Annotated in this window: 18 protein-coding genes; 9 read left to right on the forward strand and 9 right to left on the reverse strand. The window is 61.2% G+C overall.

Going from position 1 to position 18,502, the window contains the following annotated elements; genetic code table 11:
• Positions 1 to 3 precede the first annotated feature (3 nt).
• The 4 genes from ABK249_RS17425 (at position 4) to ABK249_RS17440 (ending at position 5,601) form a co-directional block, all read left to right on the forward strand.
• The gene (locus ABK249_RS17425; protein ID WP_037145848.1) at positions 4 to 1,710 is read left to right on the forward strand and encodes an ABC transporter ATP-binding protein; all 1,707 of its coding nucleotides are present in this window, start codon (positions 4 to 6) and stop codon (positions 1,708 to 1,710) included.
• Between the two features lie 10 nt (positions 1,711 to 1,720).
• The gene (gene otnI, locus ABK249_RS17430) at positions 1,721 to 2,500 is read left to right on the forward strand and encodes a 2-oxo-tetronate isomerase (protein ID WP_037145852.1); all 780 of its coding nucleotides are present in this window, start codon (positions 1,721 to 1,723) and stop codon (positions 2,498 to 2,500) included.
• A gap of 7 nt (positions 2,501 to 2,507) precedes the next feature.
• Positions 2,508 to 3,383 (forward strand): 2-hydroxy-3-oxopropionate reductase, encoded by an 876-nt coding sequence (locus ABK249_RS17435; RefSeq protein ID WP_227705421.1) that lies wholly within the window; start codon positions 2,508 to 2,510, stop codon positions 3,381 to 3,383.
• 103 nt (positions 3,384 to 3,486) lie between these two features.
• Positions 3,487 to 5,601, forward strand: a complete 2,115-nt coding sequence (locus ABK249_RS17440) for a beta-galactosidase (RefSeq protein WP_348863481.1) — start codon at positions 3,487 to 3,489, stop codon at positions 5,599 to 5,601.
• 109 nt (positions 5,602 to 5,710) lie between these two features.
• On the opposite strand, the gene ABK249_RS17445 is transcribed toward ABK249_RS17440, so the two are convergent.
• The 4 genes from ABK249_RS17445 to ABK249_RS17460 all read right to left on the reverse strand — a co-directional run bounded on the left by ABK249_RS17445 (position 5,711) and on the right by ABK249_RS17460 (position 10,145).
• The gene (locus tag ABK249_RS17445; RefSeq protein WP_037145856.1) at positions 5,711 to 6,811 is read right to left on the reverse strand and encodes an RHE_PE00001 family protein; all 1,101 of its coding nucleotides are present in this window, start codon (positions 6,809 to 6,811) and stop codon (positions 5,711 to 5,713) included.
• Between the two features lie 840 nt (positions 6,812 to 7,651).
• Positions 7,652 to 7,900, reverse strand: a complete 249-nt coding sequence (locus ABK249_RS17450) for a WGR domain-containing protein (protein ID WP_348863482.1) — start codon at positions 7,898 to 7,900, stop codon at positions 7,652 to 7,654.
• 154 nt (positions 7,901 to 8,054) lie between these two features.
• A complete protein-coding gene (aztD, locus tag ABK249_RS17455) occupies positions 8,055 to 9,281 on the reverse strand; it encodes a zinc metallochaperone AztD (protein WP_348863505.1) in 1,227 nt (408 codons plus the stop codon).
• A 108-nt stretch (positions 9,282 to 9,389) separates the two neighbouring features.
• On the reverse strand, positions 9,390 to 10,145 hold the full coding sequence (locus tag ABK249_RS17460) for an IclR family transcriptional regulator (RefSeq protein ID WP_227705424.1): 756 nt from the start codon (positions 10,143 to 10,145) through the stop codon (positions 9,390 to 9,392).
• 213 nt (positions 10,146 to 10,358) lie between these two features.
• Between ABK249_RS17460 and ABK249_RS17465 the strand changes: the two genes are divergently transcribed.
• From ABK249_RS17465 to ABK249_RS17480, 4 genes are all read left to right on the forward strand, one after another.
• On the forward strand, positions 10,359 to 11,093 hold the full coding sequence (locus ABK249_RS17465; RefSeq protein WP_037145864.1) for a 3-oxoacid CoA-transferase subunit A: 735 nt from the start codon (positions 10,359 to 10,361) through the stop codon (positions 11,091 to 11,093).
• Positions 11,090 to 11,779, forward strand: a complete 690-nt coding sequence (locus ABK249_RS17470; RefSeq protein WP_037145866.1) for a 3-oxoacid CoA-transferase subunit B — start codon at positions 11,090 to 11,092, stop codon at positions 11,777 to 11,779. The genes ABK249_RS17465 and ABK249_RS17470 overlap by 4 nt, the downstream gene beginning before the upstream one ends.
• Positions 11,780 to 11,789: 10 nt before the next feature.
• Positions 11,790 to 12,995: a 3-oxoadipyl-CoA thiolase gene (gene pcaF, locus ABK249_RS17475; RefSeq protein WP_348863483.1), complete on the forward strand. Its 1,206-nt coding sequence runs from the start codon at positions 11,790 to 11,792 to the stop codon at positions 12,993 to 12,995.
• A 283-nt stretch (positions 12,996 to 13,278) separates the two neighbouring features.
• Complete coding sequence (locus ABK249_RS17480; RefSeq protein WP_348863484.1) at positions 13,279 to 13,746, forward strand: group III truncated hemoglobin; 468 nt, start codon at positions 13,279 to 13,281, stop codon at positions 13,744 to 13,746.
• Between the two features lie 17 nt (positions 13,747 to 13,763).
• On the opposite strand, the gene recX is transcribed toward ABK249_RS17480, so the two are convergent.
• Entirely contained in the window at positions 13,764 to 14,318 is a 555-nt protein-coding gene (recX, locus tag ABK249_RS17485) for a recombination regulator RecX (protein WP_227705882.1), read from the reverse strand.
• Between the two features lie 90 nt (positions 14,319 to 14,408).
• Positions 14,409 to 15,140, reverse strand: a complete 732-nt coding sequence (locus tag ABK249_RS17490) for a L,D-transpeptidase (protein ID WP_227705429.1) — start codon at positions 15,138 to 15,140, stop codon at positions 14,409 to 14,411.
• 190 nt (positions 15,141 to 15,330) lie between these two features.
• On the opposite strand from ABK249_RS17490, the gene ABK249_RS17495 reads away from it, so the two are divergent.
• On the forward strand, positions 15,331 to 16,089 hold the full coding sequence (locus ABK249_RS17495) for an IS6 family transposase (RefSeq protein WP_227705430.1): 759 nt from the start codon (positions 15,331 to 15,333) through the stop codon (positions 16,087 to 16,089).
• Between the two features lie 472 nt (positions 16,090 to 16,561).
• Here the strand turns inward: ABK249_RS17495 and ABK249_RS17500 are convergent, their stop codons facing one another.
• From ABK249_RS17500 to ABK249_RS17510, 3 genes are read right to left on the reverse strand one after another with little or no spacing between them, the layout of a single operon-like run.
• Complete coding sequence (locus tag ABK249_RS17500) at positions 16,562 to 17,704, reverse strand: site-specific integrase (RefSeq protein ID WP_227705431.1); 1,143 nt, start codon at positions 17,702 to 17,704, stop codon at positions 16,562 to 16,564.
• The gene (locus tag ABK249_RS17505; protein WP_037146307.1) at positions 17,694 to 18,110 is read right to left on the reverse strand and encodes a type II toxin-antitoxin system VapC family toxin; all 417 of its coding nucleotides are present in this window, start codon (positions 18,108 to 18,110) and stop codon (positions 17,694 to 17,696) included. Before ABK249_RS17505 ends, ABK249_RS17500 begins: the two co-directional genes overlap by 11 nt.
• Positions 18,110 to 18,349 (reverse strand): type II toxin-antitoxin system Phd/YefM family antitoxin, encoded by a 240-nt coding sequence (locus tag ABK249_RS17510; protein ID WP_037146308.1) that lies wholly within the window; start codon positions 18,347 to 18,349, stop codon positions 18,110 to 18,112. The genes ABK249_RS17505 and ABK249_RS17510 overlap by 1 nt, the downstream gene beginning before the upstream one ends.
• Between the last annotated feature and the right edge of the window lie 153 nt (positions 18,350 to 18,502).

Genomic DNA, 18,502 nt, shown 5'->3' on the forward strand with positions numbered 1-18,502 from the left:
GCGATGAATACTCTTCCTGACGATGTCGTGCTTTCCGTCGAGGACCTCTCGGTCGATTTCTGCTTGCGCACCCATATTCTGCATGCGGTGGAAAAGGTGAGCTTCCAGCTGAAACGCGGCCAGACGCTCTGCCTTGTCGGAGAAAGCGGTTCCGGCAAAAGCGTCACGGCGCGTTCGCTGCTGCAGATCATCGACCGTCCTGGCCGGATCGTCGGCGGACGTATCCTGCTCAAGAGCGGCGACGCAATCACCGACATTGCCACGCTTTCTCCCGACAGCAACGCCATGCGCGCGATCCGCGGGCGGCGCATCGGCCTTGTCTTTCAAGAGCCGATGAGCTCGCTTTCGCCGGTCCACACGATCGGCTCGCAGATCGTCGAAGCGATCCGCCTGCATACCAACCTCGGCAAGAAGGCTGCGCGCGAGCGGATGATCGATCTGTTGCGCCAGGTCGAAATCCCCAATCCGGACAAGATGGCCGACCGTTATACGTTCGAGTTTTCCGGCGGCATGCGCCAGCGCGCGATGATCGCCATGGCGCTTGCCGGCGATCCGGACATCCTGATTGCCGATGAGCCGACCACCGCGCTCGACGTCACCACGCAGGCCGAAATTCTCGATCTCATCAAGCGCCTGCAGGTCGGGCGCGGCATGGCCATGCTGCTCATCACTCACGATATGGGCGTGGTGGCCGAGGTGGCGGATGAAGTCGCCGTCATGCGTTTCGGCCGCATCGTCGAACATGGAACCGTCGATGCGATCTATCATGCGGCCGGCCATCCCTATACCCGCCAACTGCTCGCTTCGACCGTCAAGCTCACTCGCCAGGCGAATGTCGGGAAACCGGCGGTGATGCTGTCGGCCGAAGCGCCGCTGCCGGTTCTGTCTGTCCGCAATCTCGGCAAGACTTTTGGCTTTGCGGGCAACAATACGCTCAGGGCCGTCGACGACGCCAATTTCGACCTCTATCCGGGTGAGGCCCTCGGCATCGTCGGGGAGAGCGGTTCCGGCAAGACCACACTCGGCAGGCTGATCCTGCGCATTGTCGAGCCAACAGCTGGCGCCGTTTTCTACCGCAACAAGAACGGCAGCGAAATCGAGGTCACCAGACTTGGCAAGAAGGGACTTCGGGACTTTCATCGCGAGGTCCGCCTTGTCTTCCAGGACCCCTTCGCCTCCCTCAATCCGCGCATGACGGTCAAGGAGGTGATCGGCGACCCGCTGATCGTCAACGGCCCTGCCAAGGGCAAGGAACTGGAGGATCGCGTTGCCGAGCTGATGCGCCTCGTTGGACTCGACCCGATGGGCATGGAGCGTTATCCGCACGCTTTTTCCGGCGGCCAGCGGCAGCGCATCGGCATCGCTCGGGCGCTCGCGCTCGAACCGCGCATCATCATCGCCGATGAGGCGACCTCGGCGCTCGACGTCTCCATCCGCAGCCAGATCCTTGACCTTCTGCTCGATATCCGCAGGCGGCTGAACCTCAGCTTCATCTTCATCTCGCACGACATTTCCGTGGTGCGCTATTTCTGCGACCGCGTGGCCGTCATGCACCGCGGCAGGATTGTCGAGCTTGGCGAGGCCGAGCAGGTCTGCACCGCGCCGCGGGAGGCTTACACAAAAAGCCTCATCTCTGCCGTTCCTAACCCCGATCCCCGCGACAAGCGCATGATGCACCGGCAGCGTTTCGTCGCACCCGTCAATTCATAAGGATGTTCCAGTGCCGAAATTCTCAGCCAATCTCTCCTTCCTCTATCAGGACCTGCCCTTTCTCGACCGTTTTGCAGCCGCAGCGAAAGACGGTTTCGGAGCGCTCGAATATCTCGGCCCCTATGTCGAGCCGAAGGAAAAAGTCGCGAATGCCTTGAAGGCAAGCGGTCTCGAACAGGCGCTTTTCAACGTGCCCTCCGGCGATTGGGCCGGCGGCGAACGCGGCATCGCCTGCCTGCCTGACCGCGTGCAGGAATTTCGCGATGGAGTGTCGCTGGCGCTCGATTATGCCAAGGCACTCAGTTGCCGGCAGCTTAACGTCATTTCAGGTCTGGTGTCGAAAGATGCCGACCCCGACGTGCTGGAAAACACGCTGGTCGAGAACCTGAAATATGCCGTACCGCGCTGCGCCGATGCCGGCGTCAAGCTCTTGATCGAGCCGATCAACCTGCGCGACATTCCCGGTTTCTTCCTGTCGACGACGAAGCATGCCGAGCGCATCCTCGATAAGGTCGGCTCCGACAACCTCTTTATCCAATACGACTTCTACCACATGCAGATCATGCAGGGCGACCTGATCCCCACCTTTACACGGCTGAAGGAGAAGATCGCCCATGTGCAGATTGCCGACAATCCCGGTCGCAACGAACCCGGCACGGGCGAGATCAACTACGGCTTCATCCTCTCGGAACTCGACCGCCTCGGTTACGACGGCTGGGTCGGCTGCGAATATAAACCGAAGGCTGGCACCAGCGAGGGCCTCGGCTGGATGAGGCCCTATCTGAAGTGAGGTTGTCATGAATATCGGATTCATCGGACTGGGCGTCATGGGCCGCCCAATGGCGGAACACCTGATCGACGCGGGTCACACGCTGCATCTCAGCCGCGTGAAGGAAGGTTCCCAGCATCTCATCACCAAGGGCGGCAAGGCGGCCGCCAGTGCAAAGGCCGTAGCTCAAGCCTCGGATATCATCATCCTGATGCTGCCCGATACGCCGGATGTCGAGGCGGTGCTCTTCGGCGAAAACGGCGTGGCGTCGGGCCTCTCCGCAGGCAAACTCGTCATCGACATGAGCTCGATCTCGCCGGTCGCGACCAAGGGCTTTGCGAGAGGCGTTGAAGCGCTCGACTGCGATTATCTCGACGCGCCGGTTTCCGGTGGCGAGGTGGGAGCCAAGGCGGCGTCGCTGACCATCATGGTCGGCGGCAAGGATGCGGCCTTCGAGCGGGCCCGGTCGCTGTTCGAGAAGATGGGCAAGAACATCACCCTGGTCGGAGGCGTCGGCGACGGGCAGACCGCCAAGGTCGCCAACCAGATCATCGTCGGCCTGACCATCGAGGCTGTTTCCGAAGCGCTGCTCTTTGCCAAACGCGCCGGCGCCGATCCGGCTAGGGTCCGCGCCGCACTGATGGGCGGCTTTGCAGCCTCCCGCATCCTCGAGGTGCATGGTGAGCGGATGGTCAAGGAGACCTTCGAGCCCGGCTTCCGCATCCGTCTGCACCGCAAGGACATGACGCTCGCCGTCGATGCCGCCCGGTCGCTCGACCTCGCGCTGCCCAATACCGCCGCGACCCAGCAGCTCATGAATGCCGCGATCGCCAACGGCGATGGCGACCGTGATCATTCCGCCCTCATCCGCACGCTCGAACTCCTCGCCGGAGGGCCGCGCTAAGACCAACGCTTTTTAGGACTGCCGGACGATATCTTCGCCTGCGTCAGCCGGAGCCTCCTCTCCGGGCGGCGAAGCTGTGTCCGAACTGAAGAAGGACAGGACAATGCTCAGAAACGATATTCAATTTCCCTATGGCGCCGTCTATTTCCGCAAGTCGAACCCGCCGCAGGAACATTGGGAACGCGACTACCGTGTCGCCGCCGAGGATGGGCTCAACATCTTTCGCCACTGGTTCATGTGGGGAGCGATCGAGGTGGCGCCCGGTGTCTATGACTGGGAGGAATACGATCGGCAGCTCGATCTCGCGGCGAGGAACGGCCTCAAGACGGTGATCGCCGAACTCATCCACGCGGTGCCGGATTGGGCGGTTCGCAAATTCTCTCATGCCCTGCAGGTCAACGCCGACGGGACGAAGCTCGGCTCCTGGATGGGTGTCTCGGCCGCGACCGGGGGCTTCTCCAACAATGGCGGGGGGGCCGGTGCGCTGACGCTGAACTGCCCCGAGGTGAAGGAGGCCGCTGGCAATTTCCTGACGGCACTCGCCACCCGATACAAGGACCATCCGGCAATCTACGGCTACGACGTCTGGAACGAATGCAATTATTCCGCGGACGTGGATTACAGCAGCTATGCCAAGGCCACTTTCCGCAAATGGCTGGAGAAGAAATATGGCTCGTTGAAGGCGCTCGCAAAGGTCTGGCACCGCTACAGCTATGCCGAATGGGACGACATTGAGCCTCCGGTACACATGGCACCCTATCCGGAATGCATCGACTGGCTGCAGTTCAAGCGCGATAACTTCTATGACCAGATGCAGTGGCGCATCGATACGATCCGGGCGGTCGACAGCAAGAATGTTATCGCCGCCCACGGCATTTCGGGTGCGATCCCGAACATGGCGGCGAATGGTTGCGACGACTGGCTTGCCGCCTCCAAGGTGGAGATCTACGGCTTCACGTGGGTTCAAGCCCGCAAGGGCACCGAGCCCTGGAAGACCTGGTATGGCGTCGATATCAACCGTGCCGCAGCCCGCGGAAAAACCTTCTGGCATGCGGAGCGTCAGGGCGGGCCGCTGTGGCTACAGCCGCAGGTGATCGGTCGCGACAAGGAGGACGGCCGGGTGGCGGAACCGGAGGATATCCGCATCTGGAGCATGACCTCGCTTGCCGGTGGCGCTCGCGGTGTTCTCAACCTGCGGTGGCGGCCGCTGCTCGATGGGCCGCTCTTCGGCGCCTTCGGCGCCTACGGTATGGACGGCTCGCGCACACCGCGTTCCGACATGCAGAGCGCGATGGCGAAATGGGCGAACGATCAGGCACAGGCTGTTCTCTGGGACGCAAAGCCGGTGCGCGGCGAAATCGGCATCCTGGTCGTGCGCGAGACCCAGGAATGGGACTATCTGCTCAATTACGACCGCAAGGAAAAACCCTATCCGGAAGCCATGTGGGGCGCGTATCGTGCATTTCTGGACAATGGTGTGCAGCCGGATTGGGTGCATATCGACGATATCGGTGCCTACGACTTTCTCTATTTCCCCTACCCGATCATGTTTACCGCGGAACAGGCCGACCGGCTGAAAACCTGGGTTGAGAATGGCGGCACGTTGATCACCGAAGCCTGCCCCGGTTATTTCGGTGACCGCGGCCATGTCGGTCAAGTGCAGCCGAACATGGGCCTCGATGCCGTCTTCGGCGCGCAGGAGGAAACCGTCGAATTCATGCCCGATATCGGCGATCGCATCCATTTCGAGTTCGGCGAGCTTGCCGTCGATGGCGGCGGCCTCCTGCAGTCCTATCGTCTCAACGGCGGTACGGCCCGGGGCAACTTCACCGACGGCCGCCTTGCCGTTGTCGAGAACAATTTCGGCAAGGGGCGTACGCTCCTGATCGGCACCAACCCGTCCGTCGCCTATTACCGCAGCAACGGCAAGGCGAATGCGGCCTTCTTCGCCGAGCTCCTGGGATGGAGCGGCCGCGAGCGTCATGTGATACTCTCCAACAAGACGCTCTTCGCCCGCATTCACAAAGGCGAGAAAGGCAGCTTTTTATGGCTGGTCAATCCGACCCGTACGATACAGGCCACCGACGTGGCGCTGGCGGATCGCCATGGCAGCATCAGCTCCGGCAAGGCCGTTTGGCCGATCGGCCACGAACATAACGGCGGCCAGGTCGAAATTCCCCCGCGCAATGTGGTCATCCTGCCGCTTGTGGAGGCATGATGCGCGCGCCATGGCTTGCGATCGAATTGCCTGGAGCTGATTGCCTTGAAGGGCTGCGAAGCGTGAACTCCGCAATGTCGACGTTACTCTCGTATAAGGCGCGGGTACTCTAGACTATCCCCCACGCCCGAAACCTTCCCCTGCCCGTCAGCTCGCGCAAGTTCAGTTCACCGGCAATCTTGAGTGCCCCCTGGGGGGTCACGTCAAGCACCTCGGCAATCATGCCGGCGGAGACCATCGGGCGGGAGAGGACGAGCTCGATCAGCTTCGGCAATTTAGACGATCTGCGACGGCCATCGAGTTTTCGCTGCATCTGCTGTTTTGCAAGCAGCAATCGGTCATGCTCCTTCAGGCCTAGTTCGGACGCAATGCCGATCCCATCGAGGATGGCGAGCAGTCGCGTGTTGCGGTCGCGACTGGTGCGGCGCTCGCGTGAAACGTTTCTAAGGCCCCGATTGACGGCGACAAGATGCGCGATGGTGATGTCAGCCTTGCGGAGCAAGGAGGCTGCCAGCAGCCGGCCGAGCCAGGGCGCGTGCTGGAGGACCTGCAACTGGTTCCAGGCATCGAGCAACAGCGCGGCTCGCAGTGCCGCTGGCAACCCGTCCGTTTCGATCAGGATAGCGCGCCACTCCTCGAGGCGCTCGTCCTCATCCCAGCCTGGCTCATAGACGAGCGGGGCACGCTCCTGCCGCGACGATCGTGATGGCTGGATGGTCCCGGAGAGAACAGCTTCGGAGCGAGCAAGAACGGCATCGATCTCCGCCAGTTCCCTTGCCAAGGGGTCCTCATCCTCGGCGATCGGTTCGCTGAGTGCCTCCTCTTCCGGCAATGGAGCAGGCAGGGTCGCAGCGTCGTTCCCCCCTCCCCTGCCCCGGAGATTTCTGAGGCCTTCGGGGCTCAGCGCCCAGCCGGCCGGATGGCCGGAAATGCGACGACGGGTGCGCAGCACGTCCTGCGCAATCGCGAGCTCATGCGTGGGTGCGCGAATGCCCATGCCGGCGTCGTGCAGGACCAGATCCTCGAGGTGAACAAGTTCGCCGTCGATCCACAACGAGGCGCAGGCGTCTGCAAAATCGGCGCGGCTGATGCAGCCCTGGCGCAAGTCGGACCGGTTAAGACGCTCGTCGAGGCGCACCAGAGCGGCGGTCGCCGTCGCTACGGGCGTGACAAGGGTCTGCAGCGGCAATTTCGAAAGTTCGTAACGCATTGTTGTTGTTATAGAGGATCTTCGTTACGAAAGCGATAGAGAGGTTGGGTTTCGTTACCGCTGCGTTAACCATAATTCGCGCTAGCGGTCGGGAGGTGTCGACTGAGGCCCGTTTCTCGGAGCTGCAATGCCCCTGGGGTCGAGATTGGTGCGGGAAACACCGAATCGATCAACAGGTTGCCCGTTACGATTCTACTCCGCCGATTGCCGAAGGCAAATGCCGGTCGATGGGCGGATGGCGACGCCGAGACCCCGCCCCTTTTTCCGCGGATCGAGGCGGGAGCATGTTTGCGGGGCTGAAAGCTTCGCCTGTTGTGAAGTCCGGCGTGGCTGGAACCCCTCCCCTTGCCCGGGTTGGAGATCGTGCGGCAAAGCCTGACGAAGCGATCGATATGATGCATTTGGCGGCTATGCACTCGGGAGAAGCCTGTGATCTGCTGTTGACGGCGGCGCAGCCGCGTCCGGGACCTGTGGGCGTCTCTCCTGCTCCGTCCGCGTGCCCTGGGGGCTTTCCCGAGATGGTGGCATTTCATTCCGGCCCCTGTTGGTCAGATGGCCTATCGCGGCAACTTTGCGATAGCGGCAGGATATGATCGGCAGGCTGTACGCCGCCGGAATGGGCCGGAACAGAAAATGGTCGGAAGGGCGGAGTTGGTCTTCTGGCAGGAAAGTTACAGCAGCGCAGCCTTTCCTGCGTCGACAATGGCCTCGTCTCCAGGACGAGTTGACAGCTGTCAACTCGTCCTTCTTCGCCTTCCTTCGCTGATGCGGCAGGAGAGGTTCGACCGGATGGGTATCTATCGTTCAGATCAAAGTCATGGGTTGCTGAGTTGACAGCTGTCAACTCACCTTCTCGGTCGATCTATACCCCCGCCTCACCTTGCTGCGCGCGATTGCGGCCATTCGGTGCTCGGCCTCCTGTCTGGAACGGAAGAGCTCAATGCAGGTGCGGCCCTTGGTGCCAATACGGCCCCAGTTGCGGGTCAGTGCCGTGCCTTCGAACAGATCAGGCTCGACGGTGAGCACATAGAAGCGAGCCATGTTGCGAACCGGGTCGCGGCGGGTCAGAAGAAGAGGTTCGGTATCCATGGCAGCAGAATCGCAAAGCCAGATTCCATCGTCCAACGAGATGATTGAATCGATCCGACCCGATCGATTCATCCTGATGATGGATCGCGCCCGACAACCGAAAGGCGCCGCGCTCCCGGGAGCGCGGCGCTGGAGTGTTCACTGAAGCCACCGTTCAGTGATCGAGGCCAGATCCGCCCACGGCGACGATCGCGAACGGCATTCCTTCCAGGGGAATGGTGCGGCTCTCGGAAAATGTTTCGATATCGATGATCCGCACCAGGCTATGACGCGGATCGGTGATGGCGATTACGTCGCCGGCGACTGCAAGCCGCGGCCGCGGGTCGCGCCAGTGACCATCCTTGCTATAAGGCTCAGTCACCCTGACCGTCTTGACGATCGAACCATTCAGCACGTTGAGCAGATGCAGATCGCCGTCCTCCGTCAGGATATAGGCGTTCTTTGCGCGGGCAGGGTCGAGCGCGAAATCCACCCGCCGGGTCGGTAGCTCGACCAACCGATAGGGTTCCTCCGCGTCCGGATCGATGACGACCAGCCTGTCCCCACCAAAATTTCCCAGAAAGAACTGCATTGATTTGCCGCCGAGCAGAGTCGTCACTTTGCCCTTCGGGAGACTGCTTCCATAGGGGAGCATCTCAGGCTTCGGTCCGGCGTTGCCGCCAGGGCGAGCCAACAGGACGCCCTCCTCGCAACCGAAAGCCACCAGCCTCGCCGATAGAGCCTCGCCATGCAGGGCAGTGCAGGGGATAGCATCACCGACCTGTTTGCCAACCTCATCGACAACGCGCAGGCCCAGCCGCGGAGGCAATTCGTCCGGCTTCACCTCTGCTTTGGTATCCGGGACGGAAACCAGCGTGTGCCTGCCCATGGTCACTGCGACGCCATGATGCGGCGCAGTCGCATCGACGGCGCGGATATCCGTCTTTCCCTCCAGCAAAGCACCCTCATCGGCGACATCCGCCCGTCCTTCGCGATCGAAGAACAGGATCATCCTGTCGTCATGGGGCACCGCATGCACGGGCCGCCGACCTCCGAAGCTCACCGGCAGCATTTCCGGCGCTTTGATGTCCACGTCCCGGTGCTCGCCGTGGTCGGAAACTGCAATGCCGGTGCTGATCGCCTGCACCATGTCGGCTTCCGTTTGAACCGCGAAAACCGTTCGGCCCGATGCACTTGCGGTCAGGGCTGCGAAACCCTTGAGGTCGAAATTCCCGAGCCCGGCGCCAGTCTCCAGATCGATGGCACGGACAACCGGTGCCGTGTGATCGGCAACGAACAGCCGCCAGACCTCGCGTTCTGCGTCATCCGCGCCCGCAGGGGAGGCGGCAAGCCAGAACACTGCTGCCGAGGCCAAGGCGCTCTTCTTCCATCCCTCTCTCATACGTCTCATCGAAAACTCCTTATGAGATGTAATAACATTACGTTGATAGCGAATGGAAGGAGGATTGTCCACTCGGGGAGACGTGAAATCGAGAGAAGGGAAGGGAGCTTAGCGAAGCATGGGTTTGAGCGCTCTGGCCACGGCCTTGAGTGGCTCCAGATAACGCTCGGCCATCTGCTCAGCCGGAACGCTGGCCGCCGGGGCGCCGATGTTGAGCGCGGCGACCACCCGGCCACGGTCGTTTTCCAGCGGCACGGCGATGGAGCAGAGGCCGAGTTCGAGCTCCTGGTCGATGACGGCGAAACCCTGAGCGCGAACGCGGATAAGCTCCTCCATCAACCGGGCTGGGTCCGTCTTTGTGCGCGGAGTGAAGGCCTTCAGCGCGGTCTGCCTGAGAAGCGCCCGCGCCTCCTCTTCCGGCAGGGCCGCGAGCAGCACACGCCCCATGGAGGCGCAATAGGCGGGGAGGCGGCTGCCAGGCATCAGGTTGATCGACATCACCCGCTTCTGCGAAGCACGGGCGATATAGACCACCTCCGTGCCATCCAGCACGCTCGCCGATGCGCTCTGCTGCACTTCCTCCGAAAGCTTGTCCAGAAAGGGCTGGACGATATGGGGCAGGGGAGTCGCGGAAAGATAGGCATGACCGAGCCGCAGAATCCTCGGCGTCAGCGCGAAGAATTTTCCATCGTAATCGGCATAGCCAAGCTCGGCGAGCGTAAGCAGGCAGCGTCGTGCCGTGGCCCGGTCAAGACCGGTCGCCTTGGCGACATCGCTGATCGACAGTTTCGGCGTCGTCTCGCCGAAAGCCTCGATCACCTTCAGCCCCCGGGCAAAACCGCTGACAAAATCCGTTTCCCGCATCGTGATTCCTCGATCCCTCTCCATTTGTTAGGTCGACGCCCGCCTCCGCCCCTCGTCAGCCTCAACAGCGCTGGTTCAATTTGTGCGATATATGAACAAATGTCAAATATCGCACAAATCCCTTGCTGCTGATCCCGCCGCGATCTATGTCTGGTCGAGGAGGCGCGGAGGACCGATTTTCCGGGCCTGAAGCGAGGCAAGGAGAAATCGCCCATGGACAAGACAATCGGGAGTCTGGCGGAAGCCGTCTCCGAAATCGGCGATGGCGCGACCGTCATGATCGGCGGTTTCGGTGGCTCCGGTGCGCCGATCGAGCTTATTCATGCTCTGATCGACAAGGGTTCGAAGAACCTCACGGTCATCAATAACAATGCCGGTAATGGCCGCATCGGCATTGCAGCGATGATCGACGCGGGCATGGTCAGGAAGATGATCTGCTCGTTCCCGAAATCCTCCGATCCGCGGGCGTTCACGGATAAGTATCTTGCGGGTGAGATCGAGCTCGAACTCGTACCCCAGGGCACGCTCGCCGAGCGCATCCGCGCCGGCGGCGCCGGCATTCCGGCCTTCTACACCCCGACGGCCTATGGCACCGAGCTTGCGGAGGGCAAGGCGATTGCTGAATTCGACGGCCGGCATTATGTGCAGGAACGCTGGCTGAAGGCAGATTTCGCGATCGTCAAGGCGCATCTCGGCGACACCTATGGCAATCTGACCTACAACAAGGCCGGCCGCAACTTCAATCCTCTGATGTGCATGGCCGCCGCCAGGACGATCGTGCAGGTCTCGAAGATCGTGAAGGCCGGAGAGATCGATCCCGAGCACGTGGTCACGCCCGGCATCTTCGTCGATCGCGTCGTCGAAGTCGCGAACCCGAGCCAGGAAGAAGAGCTCATCCGAGCCGGAGTGGCCTACGCCGCCCCAGAATCCCAGGGAGCCCAAGCATGACCGTCAACACCCGTGAAGACATCAAGCTCTCCAACGCCCAGATCGCCTGGCGCGCCGCCCAGGACATTCTGGATGGAGCCTATGTGAATCTCGGCATCGGTTTTCCTGAAATGGTCGCCCGCTACCAGCCGCCGGGCCGGCAAGCAATCTTCCACACCGAAAACGGCATCCTGAACTTCGGCGAAGCGCCGCCGGCCGGTGAGGAGGACTGGGACCTCATCAACGCCGGCAAGAAAGCCGTAACACTGAAGCCTGGCGCTGCCTTCTTCCACCATGCAGACAGCTTCGCCATGGTGCGCGGCGGCCATCTGGACGTCGCGATCCTCGGTGCACTGCAAGTGGCGCAGAATGGAGACCTTGCCAATTGGCGCGTCGGTTCCAAGGGCGTGCCTGCCGTTGGTGGGGCCATGGACCTCGTGCACGGCGCCAAGCAGGTGTCCGTCATCACCGAACACGTCACCAAGAACGGCGATCCGAAACTGGTCGAAAAGTGCACCTTTCCGCTGACCGGCGTCGCCTGCATCACCCGTGTCTATACGAGCCATGCGGTGATCGATATCAAGGACGGCCATTTCGTTTTGCGCGAAAAGCTCGGCGACATGACGATCGAAGAACTGCAGGCCATGACGGGGGCGAAACTTCACATCGACGGGCCGGTCGCCGACCTCGTCGTGCCGGTACTATGAGGAGACAGCCATGACCGAAGCCTATATCTGCGACTATATCCGCACCCCGATCGGCCGTTTCGGCGGTTCGCTTTCCTCCGTCCGCGCCGACGACCTTGCCGCGATCCCGATCAAGGCGCTGATGGAACGCAACACATCGGTCGATTGGGAAGCCGTCAACGATGTGATCTACGGCTGTGCCAATCAGGCCGGCGAGGACAACCGGAATGTCGCCCGCATGGCCGTGCTGCTTGCCGGCCTGCCGGTTTCCATCACCGGCACGACCATGAACCGGCTGTGCGGTTCCGGCATGGATGCCGTCATCACCGCCGCGCGCGCCATCAAGGCGGGCGAGGCGGAACTGATGATCGCCGGCGGCGTCGAAAGCATGAGCCGGGCGCCATTCGTGATGCCCAAGGCGGAGACTGCGTTTTCACGCAATGCCGAGATCTATGATACGACAATCGGCTGGCGTTTCATCAATCCGCTGATGAAGAAGCAGTATGGCGTCGATTCCATGCCGGAGACCGGCGACAACGTGGCGATCGATTACAAGGTCTCCCGCGAGGACCAGGACGCCTTCTCCGTGCGCTCTCAGGCGAAGGCCGCCGCCGCGCAGGAAAACGGCCGGCTTGAGAAGGAGATCACGCCCGTCACCGTGCCGCAGCGCAAGGGTGATCCGATCGTCGTTTCCAGGGATGAGCATCCCCGCGCGACGAGCCTGGAAGCGCTCGGCAAGCTGAAACCGGTCAACAAGATCGAAGGCGGCACTGTCACGGCGGGCAACGCATCGGGCGTCAACGACGGTGCGGCGGCCTTGATCATCGCGTCGGAAGCGGCGGCGAAGAAATACGGCCTCACGCCGATCGCCCGCGTCATGGGTGGCGCCGCGGCCGGCGTTCCGCCGCGCGTCATGGGCATCGGCCCGGCTCCGGCGACCCAGAAGCTCTGCGCGCTGCTCAAGCTGACGCCCAAGGATTTCGACGTCGTCGAACTGAATGAGGCCTTCGCGTCGCAGGGCATCGCCGTACTGCGCGAACTCGGCCTTGCGGAAGACGCCGAATACATCAACCCGAATGGCGGCGCGATCGCGCTCGGCCATCCGCTCGGCATGTCCGGCGCACGCATCTCCGGCACGGCGGCACTCGAACTCTCGCTCCGCAAGGGCCGCTATGCGCTCTCCACCATGTGCATCGGAGTAGGGCAGGGCATCGCCGTCGCGCTCGAACGGGTCTGATCCGATCGCATTCTTCTGATTTCCTGGTGGCCCGGCAGCAATGCCGGGCCACTGTTTTGTGGTACTATCCAACATGAAGAAGCGCCATCGTATTGCGCTTGAGCTCATCTATTCGCTGCGGTAATCGCCGCAGCGATCAACGACCAAAGCCTCCATGAATGGCTGGCCGGACGATTGCCGCTGTCTGACAGATCGTCGCAACCGAGAGTTCGGCCTTTGGCCAGGCATCGGCAGATCCTATATCAGGTGAGCCGTAGATGGTGTCGGAGCCGCGGGGTTTTACATGAACAACGAACTACAGGGCCGTGCTGCGCATGCCGCAGAGATCCGCGAACGCGCCGCAGCGGAAATGCACGCGATCGGTATTGATGAGGTCTTCATCGGCAATCTGGTCGACACGTTTTATGGCCGGGTGCTGGCTCATCCGGAATTGGGACCTGTCTTCGACGCGAGGCTTTCGGGGCGCTGGCCGGAGCATATGCAGAAAATGAAGAGCTTCTGGTCTTCCGTCGCCTTGCGCACGGGCGCTTATGGCGGAAAACCGGTCCAGGCACATCTCGGCGTCGCCAATCTGACGCCGGAGCTTTTCCCGAAATGGCTGGAGCTCTTTGCCGCGACGCTTGACGACATCGCCCCGAACGAGGAAGCAAAGGCCTGGTTCATGGCGACGGCGGAGCGCATCGCCAAAAGCCTGACGCTCTCGCTCTTCTACAATCCGGCACTCGACGACCCCGCACTCAGGCGTGCCTGATTGCCGATGCCCGTCGTTTAAAGACTGCGGCCGACATCCAGCGCTTCTTGAGCCTCGTCCAGCGACATCTCGAATACCCTTTTGCCGATATCGAAGCTGAAGCCCGCCCGGGCAAAGGCGGAAAGCTCCTTTGCCTTGCGCTTTTCATCGAGCGCGACCTTGCGGAACGGCCCGAAAGCGCGTTTGCGGGCAAGGGCGAGAGCTGCATGGAAGTCGTCCGCCTCGGCGACGGCAGCCGCGACGGTGCTTCGGGCGACACCCTTCTGCGACAATTTCTGGGCGATCGCTCGTTTGGACCTGCCGTGGCGCATGCCCGAACGAGTGCTGATCTCGGCATAGGCCGCATCATCCAGCGCCTTGTTGTCATAGGCAAACTTCACAGCGGAGTCGGCCAATGCCCCGGCCTGTGCTTCGCTGATGTTTTCGAATTTCTGCCGAGCCTTTCGCCATATGGCGTCAAAGAGCTGCTTTTCCGTATGCATCCGCCGCTCGAGGCGATAGATCGTTGAGTTGCGGGCCCATGACAACATCCGCGGCGTCGGTGTGTCGGGTTGCGGCGTTTCCTCGTCCAGTTCCAGCTTGCCCTCCAGCCCGTTCGCCCGCTCTCTGCGCCTTTGAGCGGGCTCTACATGACCCGCCTGCGATAAAACAGCAGCGGTCTATCAAACGGCGGAAACCGGCACCAGGGGCTCCTGGTGAACGACGATCGGCGCGTGGTATGGCACCCGCGTATAGAGATCGAGGACATCCTGGTTGACCAATCGGACGCAGCCGGAGGAGGTAGCCTTGCCGATCGAATCCCATTCCGGGGTGCCGTGCAGCCTGTAGAGCGTATCCTGTCCGTTCTGGAAGATGTAGAGGGCCCGCGCGCCAAGCGGGTTCTTGATCCCGGGCTCCATGCCGCCGTTCTCGATCGAGTATCTTTCGAGATGCGGCTGGCGCACGATCATCTCGGCCGGCGGCTTCCAGCGCGGCCAGTGCTGCCGCCAATGAATGATGCCTTCGCCCTGCCAGGCAAAGCCGTCGCGACCGATGCCGACGCCATAGCGCATCGCCGTCCCTCCGGGCTCGACCACATAGAGGAAACGACCGGGCGTATCGACGACGACGGTGCCGGGCGTCTCGCCGGTCGGATCGGCCACCCGCTGGCGGAAATATTTCGGATCCATCTTTTGATAGGGAATGGCGGGGATGAGATGACTGCCATCCTCAAGGGCCGCATATCTCGCCTGCAACTCGGCATCCGTCGGAGGACCGATCGGAAGGCTGACCTTTTCGGGAAGAGGAGCCCGTCGGGCAGATGATGTCGTGGCGGCGCAGCCTGCGAGCGTCGCGGTCATTGAAACCGAGGCGAAAACGAAGGCTCGCCGCGACAGCCGATATTCGCTGGACATGGATCGAAAGAACTTTCTGAAATCGGAACTTGAAAGCTAGTAGCCAGGTACGACACGGACCGGCAAGGCATGGCCCGATCACATCGCCGTCACCTCGCCGTCATTCATCAGGAAGTGACGGAAGCGGGCTCTGTTGCAAAAACTCGGTTGATGGCCGAAAGAGCGCTGACAATTTTCAGCGAGACTTTTGATGAGCGATTTCAAGTGGCGTCATTTTCAGGGTGACGTAATCTTATGGGCGGTGAGGTGGTATTGCCGCTATGGCATCAGCTACCGCGATCTTGAACAGATGATGGGCGAACGGGGCGTGCCTGTCGATCATTCCACGATTTATCGCTGGGTTCAAAAGTATGCGCCGGAGATGGAAAGACGGCTGCGCTGGCATTGGCGCCGGCCACAGTCAACGAGCTGGCGTGTCGACGAAACCTATGTGAAGGTCCGCGGGCAATGGACTTACCTTTACCGGGCCGTCGACAAATTCGGCAACACCATCGATTTCTATCTGTCTCCGACCCGTAATGCCAAAGCAGCCAAGCGCTTTTTGGGTAAGGCTTTGAATGGCCTGAAAGACTGGGAAAAGCCGACTGTCATCAACACTGACAAAGCGTCAACCTACGGGATTGCCATCGCTCAATTGAAGGCCAAAGGCAAATGCCCCGACGAGCTGGTACATCGGCAGATCAAATATTTGAACAATGTCGTCGAGGCCGATCACGGCAAGCTGAAACAACTCATCAAGCCGGTCAGAGGGTTCAAGACGTTGAAGACGGCCTATGCGACGATCAAGGGTTTCGAAGTCATGCGGGCATTACGCAAGGGCCAGGCTGCTATTTTCAACCTGACAAAAGACATCTGTGGAGAGGCTCGTATCGTTGAACGGGCCTTCGGTATCGGGCCGAGTGCTCTGACCGAAGCCGTGGCTTTGCTCGCCCAGAATCTCGAAGATTAGGCCGCTTGATAGCAGAGAACGGTGGAATTCCCCGGCGCTTAAAATCTTTGCAACAGAGCCAGATCAAGGGCCTCCAACTCGCCATTGACGACGCAGCCGAGAATGCGGAACACAAGGTGGATCCGGTCATGGCCATTCAGCTCGCTATGGCACGGCAATAGGCCTGAAAGAAATTGCTTTCCGGCGGCGTTCACGAGCCCACCTGTATGGTGATTGCCGCGAAGGGCCTATCAAGAATTCAAGATTGAGAAAGGTAGCCAGGATCATTCCTGGCTACTTTTATGCTTTGTGGACCACCTGAAGGCCGTAGAGATATGCAAGCAGGTGGTTCCGATCAGACTTGACTTCTGCTCGACGAGAGAGGCCGTTTTGCCGCTGTTTCGCGTTTCTTTCCATATAAGGAAACAAAGGAAGGATAAGGCAATCTTATCAATCGTTTAGCTGTATGTCCCTTGAACCACGCCTACTCGGATCAGAGCAATCTCGCAGCCCGACCACTGCGACGCGTTGCGCTGTTATAGTAGCTTGAGGCCTGTTGCACTGAGCGATGGCGCGACTGCTCCATGGCCTCTGGCAGCGGAACCCCCCTGTTCGCAGCCTCGGTTAGGTATCCCGATCGCAGTCCATGCGCCGAAAACTCCCGCGGATCTAACCCAGCCATCACCGCCCGCTGCTTCACGATCTGGTTGACCGCACTCGGCTCCAGGGCCCGCTTCGAAACATTGCCCCAGCGATCGATCTTCCGAAAAATACTCCCCGTTTCGATTCTTCCAACCGCAAGCCATGCGTTGAGCGCATCCACGGGCCGGCCCGTCAGATAAACGACCTCGTCGTGCTCGGAACCAGACGTTTTTGTGCGACCCAGATGGATGGCGAGAGAGGGGAGGGGAGGGCCGTTTTCGACTGTGATCGGCGGCTCGACTGAGAGCTGCTCCCTGCGCAAACCGGCGATCTCGCTACGCCGGCGACCGCCAGAGGCAAAGGCGACCATCAGGATTGCTCGATCTCGACTATCGCGCAGGCTGTCGGCGCTGCAGGTAGCAAGCATTTTTGCCAAGACGTCGCCGGTCACCGCCTTGACGCTCTTGCGTTTCCTTGGCCGCGGCGTCGCGCGGACGGCAAGGCGTATCGCCGATTTCAGGGAAGGCGAGGAGAAGACGCCGGTCAGGCCGCGCCATTTCGTCAGCGTCGACCAGCTGGCAAGCCGCCGGCGCACCGTGTCGGGCGCATGCGGTCCGGAAGATCGAAGGAAGCGTTGCTCGCGCAGGCTTTGCTCAACAGCTGCAGGCATGCCGTGGTGAGGATCGATGTCGCGCTGGTCGGGCTGCCACAGATGGTGGGCGACGAATTTCAGTAGCAGTGCCTCGGGCGCCGGCCAGGGGAGGGAGGCGCCGGTTGCGGCCAGCGACCAGGCCTGCAGATAGGCGAGGTCGGAGGTGAGGGCGCGCAGGGTGTTTTCGCCCATGCCCTCGTTGACCAGATGGCGCAGTGTTTCGATGTCCTGGTCGGTCAACAATTCGGCCAGTTCGTCGCGCCGGTCGATCGGCAGGACGGCGGCGATCGTGTCGAGTTGTTTGGCGCGGGCAGAGACGAGAACTTCGCTGTCAGTCGCCATGAGCGTAAGGGCCGAGCACGGTTACCCCCTCTTTCCGGGCTGCGGCGGCCAGCTTGCGGTCGAGGGTGGCCAGGGGCACGTTTCTATTGATGGCCAGGGCAAGATAGGCCGCGTCATAGGCGCTGAGGATGTGATTGGAAGCCAGGAGCAGGATTGATCCGTCGCCGCCAATCCCTGCATCGTCGAGCGGCAATCGTCGCACCCGCTCCATGCCAAGGAGCGCGCCTCCCGAAGCAATCCGGCCACGCCTTTCCGACATGACCAGAATGTTGCGAATTTCGAACCAGAACAGTGACGGCGCAGGGCAGGGCTCCGCAATCGAGGCGATAACGGTCTCGGCCGCATCGCTATACTCTTCCGGTAGCAGCCAGGCCGCTACCAGGGATGCATCAATGACGAAGGACATTATCGGCGCCCTTCGTCCCGCCAGGACATGATCTCATCGTGAGAAGAGGGCTTTGCCCGGCCACGGGCGGCCCGCACTTCGTTGACCAGAAGCTGAAGATCGGTTTCCCCGCGGATCCGGGACAGCTTGGCAATCGGGTCGTTTCCGCGTGAGATGATCACGTCTTCGCCGGCTTCGACCCGGACGAGCAATTCGGACAGATGGGCCTTGGCCTCGGAAACCTTGACGGTGGTGCTCATGACGCGCTTCCATAAAACGGGTGATTTTCGCCGAGGATAAGGCGGCTGCGGCAGTTGGTCAATCGGTAGATCTTCTAACATACGATAAGGGGTACTTATCGATGGTGAGCAACCGCGGGCACATTTACGAGAAGTACGGAACCGTAATGTGCA

This window comes from Neorhizobium phenanthreniclasticum (assembly GCF_040066075.1).
Taxonomy (GTDB): domain Bacteria; phylum Pseudomonadota; class Alphaproteobacteria; order Rhizobiales; family Rhizobiaceae; genus Neorhizobium; species Neorhizobium petrolearium.